The following is a 13,914-nucleotide window of genomic DNA, read 5'->3' as shown; positions in this document are numbered from 1 at the left end:
GTCTGCTGGTGGAGCGTTCGGGTGATCCGCAGAACCACGTGATCACGGGCGACGCGCTGTCGCCGCACACCAGCGAGCTTGTCGCTGCAACGGTCGTCGGCTGGCTGCGCGGCCGCGCCTTCGCCCCGCCGGATCGGTGAGGCCCGCTGCTGATGCCCGCCGATCATGTGATAGCATGCGCGGGAGTGGTCGAAGGAGTCCCGAATGCGCGCCATGGTGTTCACTGGCAACACGTCACTGCTCGAGGAGCGCGACGTGCCGAAGCCGTCGCCCGGCCCGGGCGAGGTGCTGATCCGGGTCGAGGCCTGCGGTGTCTGTCGCACCGATCTGCATATCGTGGACGGCGACCTTGACGCGCCGCGCCTGCCCCTGGTCCCCGGCCACGAGATCGTCGGGCGAGTCGAACGGGTGGGACCGGATGTGGAGGGCGTCGCAGATGGGCTGCGGGTCGGGGTGCCCTGGCTCGGGCACACCTGCGGGCAGTGCCCCTACTGCGCGATGGGGCGCGAGAACCTGTGCGACGCGCCGCTCTTCACGGGCTATACGCGCAATAGCGGTTATGCCGAATACTGCGTCGCGGACTCGGCCTATGTCTTTCCCCTGTCCGAGTCCGCCGATCCCGTGGCGCTCGCACCCCTGCTCTGCGCGGGGCTGATCGGGTTCCGGAGCTATCGGATGGCGGGCAAGCCGCGACGGCTTGGCCTCTACGGTTTCGGCGCGGCAAGCCACATCCTGGCGCAGATCGCCCGCCATGAAGGGGTGGAGATCTTTGCCTTCACGCGCGACGGCGACACCGCCGCGCAGGACTTCGCGCGCGCGCTCGGTGCCGTCTGGGCAGGTGGGTCGGCCGATCAGGCCCCCGACCTGCTGGACGCGGCGATCATCTTCGCCCCGGTGGGGGCGCTGGTCCCGTTGGCCCTGCGGGCGGTGCGCAAGGGCGGACGCGTGGTCTGCGGCGGCATCCACATGAGCGACATCCCGGCCTTTCCCTACGCCGACCTCTGGCACGAGCGCGAGATCCTCTCGGTCGCCAATCTGACCCGGGCGGATGGCGACGCGTTCTTTCCATTGGCAGAGGCCGCGCAGGTCCGCACGCAGACCGTGGCCTACCCCCTGGCCCGTGCCAACGCGGCGCTGGACGACCTGCGGCACGGCCGGCTGCAGGGCGCGGCAGTCCTGACGACCTAGGCAAACGGGATGCAAGCGGAGCTGGGCGCGAGTGGCCACGCGACCGGCCGCAGCCTTGCAGCGTCTGGGAAAGAACTGCCTGCCCCTGCCCGGCCGCGAGGCTGCCAGTGAAACGGAACGATGGAAAACGGCTCGGCAGTCTGGCACGATCGACAGACACCCTTTCCCCGGCGATGCGGCGGCCCTGATGCTCAAATCCCCTCCCCTGGTGATCTGGTTCGAGGACCTCTCCCGAGAGGACGTTCCGAAGGTCGGCGGAAAGAATGCCTCGCTGGGCGAAATGGTCGCGCAGCTGTCCGGCGCGGGCATACGGGTCCCGCCCGGCTTTGCCACATCGGCTGACATGTTCCGGGATTTCCTTGCACGGAACGACCTGACCCACGGGATGGCGGAGACCCTCACGCGCCTCGACGCGGGGGCGATGACCTTGGCCGAGGCCGGCCGCACCATCCGCAGCGCCATTCAGGAAGCGGGGTGGCCGGAGGACGCGCGACAGGCCATCCTGGAGAGCTATCGCGAACTCGCGCGGCGGACGGGCGTGTCGGAACCCTCCGTCGCCGTCCGCTCCAGCGCCACGGCCGAGGACCTCCCCGACGCGAGCTTTGCCGGCCAGCAGGAAACCTTCCTGAACGTCCGCGGCGAGGCGGCATTGCTGGACGCCTGCCGCCGCTGCTATGCCTCGCTCTATACCGACCGGGCGATCACCTATCGGCGCCTGAAAGGGTTCGCGGATGACACGGTGGCGCTGTCAATCGGCGTACAGCACATGGTCCGTTCGGATCTGGGCGGCGCCGGGGTGATGTTCTCGATCGATACCGAATCAGGCTTCGACAAGGTCGTCCTGATCAACGCGGCGTGGGGCTTGGGCGAGACCGTCGTGCAGGGCACGGTCAGCCCTGACGAGTACCAGGTCTTCAAGCCTCTGCTCGACCAGTCCGGTCTGGTGCCCATCCTTGAAAAGAAACTGGGGACCAAGGAACGCAAGCTGATCCATGGCCGCGGCGCCGGCGCGGCTACGCGCGACGTGCCCACCTCTGCCGCCGAACGTGCGCGTTTCGTGCTGTCGGACGATGAGATCCTCGACCTGGCCCGGCAGGCCTGCGTGATCGAGCGACACTACGGACGCGCCATGGACATCGAGTGGGCCAAGGACGGCGAAACCGGGCTGCTCTACATCGTCCAGGCCCGCCCCGAGACGGTCCGTTCAGCGGCGGGCGGCACCTTTCTCTCCTACCGGATCGGGCAGCATGGGCGCGAGTTGCTGCGCGGCCTCAGCATCGGCGAGGCGGTGGTCGCCGGCAAGGTCTGTGCGATCGAGAGCGCGGCCGATATCGACAGCTTCGTGGACGGATCGATCCTCATCACCTCCAACACCGACCCGGACTGGGTTCCGGTGATGAAACGCGCCGCCGCGATCGTCACCGATCACGGAGGCCGGACCTCTCACGCCGCCATCGTCAGCCGCGAGCTTGAACTGCCCGCGATCGTGGGGGCGGGAAATGCCACCCAACTGCTCCATGACGGGCAGGAGATCACCGTTTCCTGCGCCGAGGGCGAGGAAGGGATCGTCTACGAGGGACGCGCCGATTTCGACGTCCAGGAGCTGGACCCCACATCGGTCCCGAAGACCCGCACCCATGTGATGCTCAACCTCGCCGACCCGGCCGCCGCCTTCCGCTGGTGGTGGCTGCCCTCGGACGGGGTCGGCCTCGCGCGGATGGAATTCGTGATCACAAACGCGGTCCGGGTGCATCCGCTCGCCCTGACCCGCTTCGACGAGCTTCGCGATCCTGCCGCCCGGTCGGAGATCGAGGAGTTGACACGCGGCTATGCGGACAAGGGCGACTACTTCGTCGACCGTCTCGCACGGGGCTGTCGCGCATTGCCGCCGTGGTGCACCCGCGCCCGGCCATTATCCGGATGAGCGACTTCAAGACCAATGAATACGCGAATCTGCTGGGCGGTGCGCAGTTCGAGCCTGCCGAGGAGAATCCGATGATCGGGTTCCGCGGCGCGTCGCGCTATTATTCCCCCCGCTACCGCGACGGTTTCCTGCTGGAGTGCCGGGCGATCCGCAAGCTGCGCGAGGAGATGGGGTTTCGCAACGTGGTGGTCATGATCCCGTTCTGCCGCACCCCGGCCGAGGCCGACCAGGTGCTGGCCGTGATGGCCGAGGCGGGGCTGGAGCGGGGGCCGGACGGGCTCGAGGTCTACGTGATGTGCGAGATCCCGTCGAACGTCATCCTGGCGGACCAGTTCGCCGAAAGGTTCGACGGCTTTTCCATCGGCTCGAACGATCTCACGCAGCTCACCCTGGGCGTGGACCGCGACTCGGCCGAACTGGCCGGGCTGTTTCACGAACGCGACCCGGCGGTGCTCTGGATGATCCAGACCGTCATCTCCCGCGCCAACGCGGCGGGGCGCAAGATCGGCCTGTGCGGCCAGGCCCCCAGCAACGACCCGGCCTTTGCGCGGCTTCTGGTGGATGCGGGAATCGATTCGATCTCGGTGACGCCGGACAGCTTCCTCGCCGTGAAGGCGCATATTGCCGAGGCAGAGCAGGAGGGACGAGCATCCGCGCCCGCCTAGGGCTGCCTCCAGTCCGCCGCTCCCGGTTTGACCCTGCGCTAGACGCGTTCGCGTCGCGCCTCACCCGTATGTCACCGCCAGCAGAATGCCACCCAAGCCGATGCGGTAGACGACGTACGGGGTGAAGCTGACGCTGCGCAGCAGTCGCATCATCAGCGTCAGCGCCAGCAGCGCCGCGACAAACGCCAGCATCATGGCGATCACGCCGTCACGCAGCGCCTGTGCGTCGGCCTGCGCCAGCGCCTCACCCCCCAGCAGGGCGCCAGAGGCGACGATCGTGGGGATGGACATCAGCATCGAGATCCGTGCTGCGTCGTGCCTCGTATATCCCAGCGCCCGGGCGCCTGTGATGGTCGCGCCTGATCGCGAGGTCCCGGGGATCAGCGCGACGGCCTGCCACAGCCCCAGCCGGATCGCATCGCGCACCGACCAGTCGCTGATCGTGCTTGCCGACGCACCCCGGCGGTCATGCCAGTACAGGACGATCCCGAATCCGATCATCGTCCAGCCGATCACCGCGAGCGAGCGGAGCGCGTCCATCGCGCCGGTTAGCTTGAGGACCAGTCCCAGCAGAACCACCGGCACGGTCGCGACCGCCAGCGACAGGGCCAGCCGCGCGCCGGGTGTGTCCACCCTGCCCCGCACCAGCCGCCCTGCCCCGCCCGCCGCATCGGCCACGTCGCGCCACAGGTAGATCACGACAGCCGCCAGCGTGCCGACATGGACGGCGACGTCGAGCATCAGGCCCTGGTCGCGCAACCCGGTAAGCTGCGGCAGCAGGATCAGATGCCCGGACGATGACACCGGCAGGAATTCGGTCACGCCCTGAAGAAGGGCGAGCAGCGTCAGATGGAACAGGGTCATGCGGCCTCGTGCCTCAGCGACATGGCGGTTCGGTCTTCCGTTTCGACGCCGCGGTGGCGACATCGCTGTCGTGCAGTTCGTTGACACCGCTGTCTTGCGGTGCGTTCATGACATTGATGTAACGGATGCCGGCCGAACCGGCGAGGGCACGAAGATGTCATCAGATCTTCATCCCACCTCCCCTCCCTGGCGCACAGCCGGACGCAGGCCGAAGCGCGGGGCGAAATGCGCGGGATCAAGGCGGGTGGCCTCTTCGCGGGCCAGTGTTGTCCCATGATGGATTCCGGCATCAGGTTTCTGGATCGCAGCGACGCCGGCCGGCAGTTGGCCGCGAAGCTGGTGCCGATGGCGTTGGCCAAGCCGGTGGTCTATGCGCTTCCGCGGGGCGGTGTGCCGGTCGCGGCAGAGATTGCGCGCGCGCTGCACGCGCCGCTCGACCTGATCCTCGTGCGCAAGATCGGCGCGCCGGGCTCGCCCGAACTGGCCCTTGGCGCCATCGTCGACGGCGCCGATCCGCAGATGGTCATCAACGAGCAGGTGCGCCGATATACCGGCGCGGACGACGCGTTCCTGGAGCGCGCACGCGCACGCGAACTGGCCGAACTCGAGCGTCGCCGGGCGCTGTACACGAGCGGTCGCGAGCAGGTGGACCCGGCCGGGCATACGGCGGTCATCGTCGATGACGGCCTGGCAACCGGCGCGACCATGAAGGCCGCCATCGTCGCGATCAAGCGGCAGGGTGCCGACAAGATCTGCGTCGCCCTGCCCGTGGCGCCCGAGGATGCCTTGGATGAGCTGCGCGAGATCGCCGATCTGATCGTGTGCCTCCATCCGGCCAGGCACTTCCTGGGTGTCGGCGCGTTCTACGACGATTTTCATCAGCTGAGCGACGAGGAAACCATCGCCCTGCTGCGGAAGGGTTGAGCGAGAGCCCCCCCACCGGCGGGCTTCACCCCACGGTCACCACCAGCGCCAGACACTCACCTTCGCCGCGCCGCTGATAGCTGTGTGGCACGCCCGAATCGAAGGACATCGCGTCGCCTTCGTCGAGGTCGATCCGCTCTTCGTCCACAGTCACCCACAGCGCGCCCTTGACCACGTAGACGAGTTCCTCGACCCCGTGCTGGTGCGGCTCCGACGCCGAGCCGTCCTCGGGGAACACCGCGAGGAACCCCTCCATGCGGCGTTCGGACAGGGGGTAGTCGAGGCTCTCGAACAGATACGATACGGGGGACGCGCTACCGACAATCGGCATTCGCATGCGATCGCCCCTGCGCGTCACGGCGATCCGCGGGCCCGTGTTGGCAAAAAAATGGCCCAGGTCGACCCCAAAGACCAGCGCGATCCGCACCAGGGTCGGCAGGGTCGGGAACAGCTGCCCGCGCTCGATCTTGGACAGCATCGCCGCCGAGATGCCGGTGTGTTCCCCCAACTGGACGAGGCCCAGCTTCTTCTTCAGCCGCAGCGCCCTGATGCGCGGGCCGATTCGGTACTTCTCCAGCTCTGCGGTCAGCGTATCGGACACTGTGCCTCATCCTTTTCACCGCGTGACAATGTCGGACCCTCCTTTTTCCCGTCAAGAGAAACAATGTGCATGATGTGCAATTATTATTGCACGAAAATAATTTTGCACTAGATGAAATACATCCGCTCATTCCCGACGGATGATCAGACCCTGAGGAGTTCCAAGATGAGAATGACGCACGCTTTCGCCGCCGCCCTGATCGGCTTCGCTGCGCTGCCCGCCTGGGCCGCCGACAAGGACATCGTCGATACCGCCGTGGGCGCGGGTGAGTTCAACACGCTCGCGGCCGCGCTCGAGGCTGCCGACCTGGTATCCACGCTGAAGGGCGACGGCCCGTTCACCGTCTTTGCACCGACCGACGCGGCCTTTGCGGCGCTTCCGGCCGGCACCGTCGAAGACCTGCTCAAGCCCGAGAACAAGCAGCAGCTGGTCGATATCCTCACCTATCACGTGGTGCCCGGACAGGTGATGGCGGCTGACGTCGTCGGGCTGGACGAGGCCGCCACGGTCAACGGCAAGATGATCGACATTCAGGTCGACGGCAGCGCGGTCAAGGTGAACGCGGCAAATGTGACCGCGACCGACGTCGCCGCCAGCAATGGCGTCATCCACGTCATCGACCAGGTGATCCTGCCGCCGGAAGCCTGAGATCCGGACCAGCCGGCGTCGACCTGGCGCCGGCTGCACGAGCCGACCTGCGGAGCGCCGATGAACCGGATCTCCGGGGTTCATACACCACTGCTGATCAGAAAAGTGCGGCGTCCGATGTTCCGGACGCCGCACCGATGTCCGGACGTTGGATTCTGGACGTCGCTCCTGTCATCCGCGCGCCTGGCGGCCAGACGTGAGGACGCTGTCGCGTCGCGGGGGAAAGGGCGGGCTTCGTTGCGGCCGATCAACGGCTCCAAAATCCGCTGGTACCCGAGGTCGGATTCGAACCGACATGCCTTGCGGCGGCGGATTTTGAATCCGCTGCGTCTACCATTCCGCCACTCGGGCCCGTGTTCCGCGATACCGCGGCCTGCCGCGTCTGACAAGGGCAGGTTGCGGGCCCGCCACCCTGTGCAGACACGCTGTTGTCGCCGGTCCGCCGCTGTTGATTTCAGACCTGCGCGAACCGGGCCTGACGGGCCGTGCGGAGCCGCGCAAAATCGTCGCCTGCATGGTAGGACGACCGCGTCAGCGGGGTTGCCGACACCATCAGGAACCCCTTGCCGAACGCCGCCTTTTCGTAGCCTGCGAATTCCTCCGGGGTGACGAAGCGATCCACCCGGTGATGCTTCGGGGTCGGCTGCAGGTACTGGCCGATCGTGATGAAATCGACATCGGCGGCGCGCATGTCGTCCATCACCTGCAGCACGGCCTGACGGTCCTCGCCGAGGCCGACCATGATCCCGGACTTGGTGAACATGGTCGGGTCCAGCTCCTTCACCCGCTGCAACAGGCGCAGCGAGTGGAAGTAGCGGGCGCCCGCACGCACGGTCGGGTACAGGCCGGGCACCGTCTCAAGGTTGTGGTTGAACACGTCGGGGCGCGCCTCGACCACGATCTCGACCGATCCGGGGCGTGACTTCAGGAAATCCGGCGTCAGCACCTCGATGGTGGCGGACGGCGCGCGATGGCGGATCGCACGAATGGTCTGGGCGAAATGTTCCGCGCCGCCGTCATCCAGGTCGTCGCGATCGACGCTGGTGATCACGACATGGCTGAGCCCCAGCGTCGCCACCGCATGCGCCACCCTGCCCGGTTCGAACGCGTCGAGCGCGTCCGGGCGTCCGGTCGCCACGTTGCAGAAGGAACAGCCGCGCGTGCAGATCTCGCCCATGATCATCATGGTGGCGTGGCCCTGGCTCCAGCACTCGCCGACATTCGGGCAGCCCGCCTCTTCGCAGACGGTGGACAGACGGTTCGTCCGCAGGATGTCCCGGGTCTGTCTGTACCCCTCGCCGGCCGGTGCCTTGACCCGGATCCAGTCCGGCTTGCGCGGCTGTGACTGGTCCGGGCGGTGGGCCTTTTCCGGGTGCCGCAGCACCGGCGGGGCGGACTGCGGCAGCGGGGCGGCAGTGCCGGGTTCGGCAACGGAACTGGCAGCGTGGATGTCGGGCTCGGACATGGTTCCTCCGGCGTTCGCCCCGGCATTAGCGGGTTTCGGGGTCTTGATCAACGACGCCGCAACGGCCAAGTAGGCCTCTCGACGCTGCACTGCGGCAATGCGGCCGCAGCAAACGAACGACTGAAAGGACGACAGATGAAGGTGGGCGACAAGCTTCCCGACGTGAATTTCCCGACGCGGGTGCGAGACGAATCCGTGGAAGGGCCGAACCCCTATCGCTGGCAGCAGACCACGACCGCGGATTACTTCAAGGGCAAGCGGGTGGTGCTGTTCTCGCTGCCGGGCGCGTTCACCCCGACCTGTTCGACCTATCAGCTGCCGGGTTTCGAAGCGGCGGCTGCCGAGCTGCGCAACCTCGGCATCGATGAAATCTACTGCCTGTCGGTGAACGACAGCTTCGTCATGAACCAGTGGGCCAAGGGTCAGAAGCTGGAGAACGTCAAGGTCATTCCCGACGGGTCCGGCGAGTTCACCGAGAAGGTCGGGATGCTGGTCCGCAAGGACAATCTGGGCTTCGGGCCCCGGTCCTGGCGCTATGCCGCGATCGTCGATGACGGCGTGGTCGAGGCGGTGTTCGAGGAGCCCGGCAAGCGCGACAACTGCCCCGATGATCCCTATGGGCAGAGCGCGCCGGAAACCATCCTTCGCCATCTGCGCCGCGCCGAAGCGGCCTGAGCGCCGCGCGGCCGGGCGGAACGTCAAAAGGGCGCCAGCGGCGCCCTTTCTGATCTTCTCCCCTGCCGGGCCGACTGATCGCCCGCGGCTTGCGTCTCGTGACAGTCTGGAATGAGCAGCGTGGCAGGCGGCTCAGCCGATCAGAGGCGCTCCCACGCCATAGGTGTCACGATAGTGACGCTCGAGCCGCATCAGCGCGAGACGCAGCACGATCTTGCCCGAGCGAGCCGACCAGCCCAGCCGGCGCTCGGTCATCTCGATCCCTTCTAGGAAACAGCAGACCCGCAGCACCAGATCGCCCATTCCCGGCCCCAGATCCCGCAGGGCCGCGGCGACCCGGTTGCGCGCGCTCTCACTGCCGCCGCCGTGCCCCCCGGACTGAACCGACGCGTCGACGCCGGCGGTCATGAAACGGTCCCAGTTCTGGGTAACGCGCGGACCCATCTGCGCCAGCTCGAAATCCTCGCGCAACCGCTCGCCGGCGGCGACCAGCGCCGCGTCCAGGAACGGCTTGCCATCGGCATCCCGGCGCCGTGCCAGCACCAGCAGCGGGCTTTCCGAGAGGTTGACCCGCGCCCGCCGCCGCTCTCCGGTTTCCGGATCCTCGATGTCGCGCTCATCCCAGACCCGCTGCCGATCGGCGTAGTCGAACCCGGCCGGCGCCTCGGCCATCCCGTGCATCTCGGCGGTGGCACCGGCGTTTGCGACGCCGACCGGCCGGGCGTCGGCAAAGTCGCCCTTTCCCGGCAGAACCCGTCCACGACCGGCCACCATGTTCTTCAGCGCCGCGCGCCCGGCAGGGGTGATGACGTGCCGGGTGATCCGACCGCCCTGCAACAATGTCACCCACCCCATCAGCGCCATGCGCTCGGCCAAGTCGCGGTGCAGCACCGCCAGGCGGATGTTGTCGCGGGTGACGATCGCCTTTTCCATGCCCTCCGCCACGGCGAGAATGGCGCGCGGCTCGGCCAGGCGGCGCAGCACCCGGCGGGCCTGGTCCAGTTCGACCAAGGTCCAGCCCCCCTGCCCCTCGGCGGCATCGCCGGTGGCGCGCTCGACTGCACGGTCGACCAGCGGATCGTCGCGCCGCTGTTCGAAGCGGCGAATCCGCCGCAGGATCGTCGACGGATGGCACCCGGTGTCGCGCGCGATCGCACGGATCGATTCACCACTGTCGACATGCCGAAGGTACAGGCGCGCATCGTCCGGCAACGCGGAGTCCTTTCCTGCAGATGAACATGTTTCCGGGCCTGGGGACGGGGTCATGGACGTGAAAGTCTGGGTGATCGGTGTCTCGTCGCTGACCGTCCCGACCACGTCACGCTCGGCCGTGATCGGGATCGCCGCGCAAGACCTGAAGTCGGTCGACAGAATCGTCATGGTTGTCTTCCCTCGCATCGGTGGAGCCGCCGTCTTGTTTGATTGGCGGCGTTGGGTACTGACCCGGTGACCTGCCAAAAAGGACAGGTCCTTGGTCGAGATGCTTGGTTATTCCCTAAGAATTCCTAAAGTTTTCTTCTGCTGCCGAGCGGCGCGCAGGGCTGATGCGCAACAGCAGTTTGGTTGTCACAGATTGCCCGCACCACTCAATCGGAGCGTGTAAAATGACCCTCAGCAACATCATCCAATTTCCCGGTTCGGTGCAGGACGGAACCCTGCGCCGACCTTCCTTGCTGATCCGTGCAGCCAAGCTTGGACAGTCCGGATGGAAGCGCGAGCGCGATCTGCGCAAGCTGCTGAAATGCGATCAGGTGCCCCCGGTCGGCGCCGCCATGCGGCAGCTCCGGGCCCACGAGGCGGCCATGAACGCGGCACGAAAGGCAGGCGCCGCCGAATACGACATGCACCGGCACGTGACCATGATGATCGCGATCCTGGCGGAACTGCGCGCCGTCGCGGCGTCGGCCCTGACCGACCAGACGCCGGCTCTGGCGCTGAAGGGGTGACCCGGGTCAGCGCGAGCGCGACAGCGACCCGAGCAGGCCGCGGACCAGGGCCTGCCCTGCCTTCGTCCCCAGTTGGCGGGCGAGGCTCTTGCCGAAGGTCGTGGCGATCGAGTCGCTGCCGGACCGACGGCGCGTCGCCGCCCTCGGTACGGGGGCGTCGATCGTCACCGCAGGTTCACGATTGGCGCGAGCAGAAGCCGCGGACCGTGGCGCATCCATCCGGAACAGCTCGGCATCGGCCGCCGCCTTTGCTGCCGCCTGCGCCCGCGCCGACAAAACCTCATGCGCCGACACGCGATCCAGACGGCGGCCATATTTCAGGCCCATGGGCGAAGCGTCGATCAGGCGCTGGCGCTCGTCGTCGGCAATCACCCCCAGCCGTGAAAACGGGGGACGGATCAGCGTCCTCTGCACGATCCCCGGGACGCCCTTGTGCTGCAGGAACGAGGTGACGGCCTCACCGGTGCCGACATGCTGGATGGCGTCTGCGGTGTCGAAATCCGGGTTCGGCCGATAGTTTTCGGCGGCCAGTCGCAACGCCTTCTGGTCGCGGGCGGTGAAGGCCCGCAGCGCGTGCTGGACCCGATTGCCGATCTGCCCCAGCACCGGATCGGGGACGTCGGTGGGGTTCTGGGAAATGAACCACACGCTGACCCCCCTGGATCGGATCAGGCGGGCCACCTGCTCGATCTTGTCGATCAGGGCGTCGGGCGCGTCATCGAACAGCAGATGCGCCTCGTCAAAGAAGAACGCGATCCGCGGCTTGTCCGTGTCGCCCAGTTCCGGCAACTGCTCGAACAGCTCGGACAGCAGCCACAGCAGGAAGGTGGCGTAAAGCCGGGGAGACTGCATCAGCCGTTCGGCAGCCAGGATGTTCACCACTCCCTTGCCCGACGCATCGAGCCGGATCAGATCAGCAAGGTCCAGCGCGGGTTGGCCGAACAGATGGTCTCCGCCCTGTGTTTCCAGCACCAGCAGTGCCCGCTGGATCGCCCCGATCGATGCAGACGAGACATTGCCATAGCGCAGCCGCAGCTCACTGGCGTTTTCCCCGACCCAGACCAGCATCGCCCGCAGGTCCTGCAGATCCAGCAGTGCCAGACCCTGTTCGTCCGCGACGTGAAAGGCGATGTTCATCACGCCTTCCTGTGCGGGCGTCAGGTCCAGAAGCCGCGACAGCAACAGCGGCCCCATCTCTGCCGGAGTGCTGCGGACCGGGTGCCCCCGCTCGCCGAACACGTCCCAGAACGTGACCGGGAACGCCTGATAGGCCAGATCGACGCCGATCTTGGCCGCACGGGCGGCAATAGGCTCGATCAGGTCAGGGTTGGCGCCGCCGGGCATCGCCAGGCCGGCCAGGTCGCCCTTCACATCGGCCAGCACCACGGGAACGCCGGCGAGAGACAGGGATTCGGCGAGTGTCTGCAGCGTGACGGTCTTGCCGGTGCCGGTCGCACCGGCCACCATCCCGTGCCGGTTGGCATATCTCAGCAGCAGATGTTCGGGGGTGGAGTGGTCCGGTCCGTGCCCGCCCACCAGAACCGTCCCGGCCTCCAGATCCACCACCTGTCCCATACGTCCCCTTTCCCCTTCCTGCCGGCGCGCAGTTGCATGCGACACCTGTCATGCAGACAATACGACGTTGATACGGCTGCGCCAGACCGGTCCGTGGGCGAGCCATTGGCGGTGCGTGCGTTGTGCGACTGCCCGGAACCGGCGCCGGCATTCCACCGGACCAACCGTCCTGCGACGGCCGAATTGACGGGTCGGGATCGCGACCCTATCCTGCGCCGCAATGATGACCGGCCCGTCCGGCAGGGAAGAAGCGGAAAGGACAGCCCTGCGCTGTTCTTTCCGCACTTCGAAAATCGCGCGCAGTGCTGTCGACATGAAGGTGAAACGCCCCGCGCGTGTCGCCCCTGACAAGCTTTCGCCCGCGTGATACGAGCCTTCGACGCCTTATCTAGTCGAAAGGATACGACATGGCTCATCGGATGTCTGCCGCACTGGCCGCGGTGCTTCTTGCCGGGGTGCCGGCCGGGATGGCGCTGGCCCAGACCTCGTCTGACAGCGCGGCCGCGGCGCCCGCCACGCAGACCGACACTGCACCAGCCGCGCCCGCTGCGACGACCGGCGCCGCACCTGGCGACACCGGTTCGCCAGCCGGGCAGAGCACGACGGACACAGCGCCTGCTGCCGACACGTCCGGCACGACCAGCACAGCAGATACGACCGGGCCTGCGCCCTCGGACGGCGCGACGGACGGGGCCGCGACCGCGACGACCGAGCCTGCCGCGCAGGCGGCGGAGTCAGGGGACGGGTCGACCAGCACCCCCGCGCCCGACGCCGCAGGCCAGAGCGCGACGGAAACCACACCCCCGGCCGCGGCCGGTCAGGCCGATGCCCCCGCAGCACCGGCCGATCCGGGGCAGCCTGCCGACGCGACGCAATCGACCACGGCCCAGACCGACGGCGCGCCCGCCGGCGAGCCGCGCCCGGGCACCTATTATACCCAGTCGACGCATGGCGACTGGACACTGCGTTGCATGAAGGCGGCCGAGGGACAGGATCCCTGCGAGCTGTATCAGCTGATGAAGGACGACCAGGGCTCGGCCGTGGCCGAGGTGTCGGTAATCCCGTTCACGGGCGAGGCAGCCGCGATCCTGAACTTCGTCGCGCCGCTGGAAACCGACCTGGGCGCTGGCCTGGGGCTGCAGATCGATGCCGGCCAGGCGGCCAAGTACCCGTTCATGGTCTGCGCCCCGATCGGCTGCATCTCGCGGATCGGCATGACCAGCGACGAGCTCGCGGCGTTCAAGCGCGGCAATGCCGCCACCGTGACGCTGCTGCCGTTCGGCGGCAATCCGGACCAGAACACCGTGCGCCTGTCGTTGTCCCTGACCGGGTTCACCGCGGGATTCGACGCGCTGGCAGCGCAGCCTGCCCCTGGTCCTGCCCCTTCGCAGTAACACCGTCTGCGTGAGAGCGAAAAAGAAAGGGGGCCCGGAGGCCCC

The 13,914-nt window shown here is 67.4% G+C and carries 13 protein-coding genes, 1 tRNA gene and 1 pseudogene; 9 read left to right on the top strand and 6 right to left on the bottom strand.

The annotated features are described in order from the left end of the window. The first annotated feature begins 8 nt into the window (after positions 1-8). The 3 genes and pseudogenes from Q0938_RS05645 (at position 9) to ppsA (ending at position 3,777) form a co-directional block, all read left to right on the top strand. On the top strand, positions 9-140 hold the full coding sequence (locus Q0938_RS05645) for a hypothetical protein (RefSeq protein WP_299360135.1): 132 nt from the start codon (positions 9-11) through the stop codon (positions 138-140). A 64-nt stretch (positions 141-204) separates the two neighbouring features. Next, complete coding sequence (locus Q0938_RS05640; RefSeq protein ID WP_299360133.1) at positions 205-1,188, top strand: zinc-dependent alcohol dehydrogenase family protein; 984 nt, start codon at positions 205-207, stop codon at positions 1,186-1,188. A gap of 187 nt (positions 1,189-1,375) precedes the next feature. Continuing rightward, positions 1,376-3,777: pseudogene (gene ppsA, locus Q0938_RS05635) on the top strand (phosphoenolpyruvate synthase). A gap of 60 nt (positions 3,778-3,837) precedes the next feature. Here ppsA and Q0938_RS05625 read toward each other — a convergent pair. Continuing rightward, positions 3,838-4,641 (bottom strand): undecaprenyl-diphosphate phosphatase, encoded by an 804-nt coding sequence (locus Q0938_RS05625; RefSeq protein ID WP_299360127.1) that lies wholly within the window; start codon positions 4,639-4,641, stop codon positions 3,838-3,840. Between the two features lie 225 nt (positions 4,642-4,866). Between Q0938_RS05625 and Q0938_RS05620 the strand changes: the two genes are divergently transcribed. Further along, positions 4,867-5,565 (top strand): phosphoribosyltransferase, encoded by a 699-nt coding sequence (locus Q0938_RS05620; RefSeq protein ID WP_299360125.1) that lies wholly within the window; start codon positions 4,867-4,869, stop codon positions 5,563-5,565. A 25-nt stretch (positions 5,566-5,590) separates the two neighbouring features. Here the strand turns inward: Q0938_RS05620 and Q0938_RS05615 are convergent, their stop codons facing one another. Further along, positions 5,591-6,166, bottom strand: a complete 576-nt coding sequence (locus Q0938_RS05615; RefSeq protein ID WP_299360123.1) for a helix-turn-helix domain-containing protein — start codon at positions 6,164-6,166, stop codon at positions 5,591-5,593. Between the two features lie 171 nt (positions 6,167-6,337). On the opposite strand from Q0938_RS05615, the gene Q0938_RS05610 reads away from it, so the two are divergent. Next, entirely contained in the window at positions 6,338-6,814 is a 477-nt protein-coding gene (locus Q0938_RS05610; protein WP_299360359.1) for a fasciclin domain-containing protein, read from the top strand. Between the two features lie 267 nt (positions 6,815-7,081). On the opposite strand, the gene Q0938_RS05605 is transcribed toward Q0938_RS05610, so the two are convergent. Together Q0938_RS05605 and lipA are read right to left on the bottom strand one after the other, a co-directional pair. Further along, positions 7,082-7,165: transfer RNA gene (locus Q0938_RS05605), tRNA-Leu, on the bottom strand. A gap of 103 nt (positions 7,166-7,268) precedes the next feature. Further along, complete coding sequence (lipA, locus tag Q0938_RS05600; RefSeq protein WP_299360120.1) at positions 7,269-8,279, bottom strand: lipoyl synthase; 1,011 nt, start codon at positions 8,277-8,279, stop codon at positions 7,269-7,271. 135 nt (positions 8,280-8,414) lie between these two features. On the opposite strand from lipA, the gene Q0938_RS05595 reads away from it, so the two are divergent. Next, positions 8,415-8,954: a peroxiredoxin gene (locus Q0938_RS05595; protein WP_299360118.1), complete on the top strand. Its 540-nt coding sequence runs from the start codon at positions 8,415-8,417 to the stop codon at positions 8,952-8,954. Positions 8,955-9,086: 132 nt separating this feature from the next. Here Q0938_RS05595 and Q0938_RS05590 read toward each other — a convergent pair whose 3' ends face one another. Then, on the bottom strand, positions 9,087-10,220 hold the full coding sequence (locus tag Q0938_RS05590; RefSeq protein ID WP_299360358.1) for a DUF6456 domain-containing protein: 1,134 nt from the start codon (positions 10,218-10,220) through the stop codon (positions 9,087-9,089). Here Q0938_RS05590 and Q0938_RS05585 point away from each other — a divergent pair. Next, on the top strand, positions 10,219-10,404 hold the full coding sequence (locus Q0938_RS05585; protein ID WP_299360369.1) for a hypothetical protein: 186 nt from the start codon (positions 10,219-10,221) through the stop codon (positions 10,402-10,404). The two genes, Q0938_RS05590 and Q0938_RS05585, sit on opposite strands and share 2 nt — an antisense overlap. 154 nt (positions 10,405-10,558) lie before the next feature. Beyond that, positions 10,559-10,900: a DUF6477 family protein gene (locus Q0938_RS05580; protein WP_299360116.1), complete on the top strand. Its 342-nt coding sequence runs from the start codon at positions 10,559-10,561 to the stop codon at positions 10,898-10,900. 6 nt (positions 10,901-10,906) lie between these two features. On the opposite strand, the gene Q0938_RS05575 is transcribed toward Q0938_RS05580, so the two are convergent. Further along, on the bottom strand, positions 10,907-12,475 hold the full coding sequence (locus Q0938_RS05575) for a helicase HerA-like domain-containing protein (RefSeq protein ID WP_299360114.1): 1,569 nt from the start codon (positions 12,473-12,475) through the stop codon (positions 10,907-10,909). Between the two features lie 407 nt (positions 12,476-12,882). Between Q0938_RS05575 and Q0938_RS05570 the strand changes: the two genes are divergently transcribed. Further along, positions 12,883-13,869 (top strand): invasion associated locus B family protein, encoded by a 987-nt coding sequence (locus Q0938_RS05570; protein ID WP_299360112.1) that lies wholly within the window; start codon positions 12,883-12,885, stop codon positions 13,867-13,869. Positions 13,870-13,914: the final 45 nt, after the last annotated feature.

The sequence above is a fragment of the uncultured Paracoccus sp. genome, assembly GCF_947496875.1.
In the GTDB taxonomy this organism is placed as follows: domain Bacteria; phylum Pseudomonadota; class Alphaproteobacteria; order Rhodobacterales; family Rhodobacteraceae; genus Paracoccus.
Note: the sequence above shows the minus strand (reverse complement) of the source record. Positions and strands in the feature narration are given on the sequence as shown.

Excerpts from the sequence above, each read along its gene's own strand:
- Q0938_RS05640 (WP_299360133.1), top strand. The coding sequence starts at position 205 with ATGCGCGCCATGGTGTTCACTGGCAACACGTCACTGCTCGAGGAGCGC.
- Q0938_RS05625 (WP_299360127.1), bottom strand. The coding sequence starts at position 4,641 with ATGACCCTGTTCCATCTGACGCTGCTCGCCCTTCTTCAGGGCGTGACC.
- Q0938_RS05570 (WP_299360112.1), top strand. The coding sequence starts at position 12,883 with ATGGCTCATCGGATGTCTGCCGCACTGGCCGCGGTGCTTCTTGCCGGG.
- Q0938_RS05580 (WP_299360116.1), top strand. The coding sequence starts at position 10,559 with ATGACCCTCAGCAACATCATCCAATTTCCCGGTTCGGTGCAGGACGGA.
- Q0938_RS05595 (WP_299360118.1), top strand. The coding sequence starts at position 8,415 with ATGAAGGTGGGCGACAAGCTTCCCGACGTGAATTTCCCGACGCGGGTG.
- Q0938_RS05610 (WP_299360359.1), top strand. The coding sequence starts at position 6,338 with ATGACGCACGCTTTCGCCGCCGCCCTGATCGGCTTCGCTGCGCTGCCC.
- Q0938_RS05585 (WP_299360369.1), top strand. The coding sequence starts at position 10,219 with ATGGACGTGAAAGTCTGGGTGATCGGTGTCTCGTCGCTGACCGTCCCG.
- Q0938_RS05590 (WP_299360358.1), bottom strand. The coding sequence starts at position 10,220 with ATGACCCCGTCCCCAGGCCCGGAAACATGTTCATCTGCAGGAAAGGAC.
- lipA (WP_299360120.1), bottom strand. The coding sequence starts at position 8,279 with ATGTCCGAGCCCGACATCCACGCTGCCAGTTCCGTTGCCGAACCCGGC.
- Q0938_RS05620 (WP_299360125.1), top strand. The coding sequence starts at position 4,867 with ATGCGCGGGATCAAGGCGGGTGGCCTCTTCGCGGGCCAGTGTTGTCCC.
- Q0938_RS05575 (WP_299360114.1), bottom strand. The coding sequence starts at position 12,475 with ATGGGACAGGTGGTGGATCTGGAGGCCGGGACGGTTCTGGTGGGCGGG.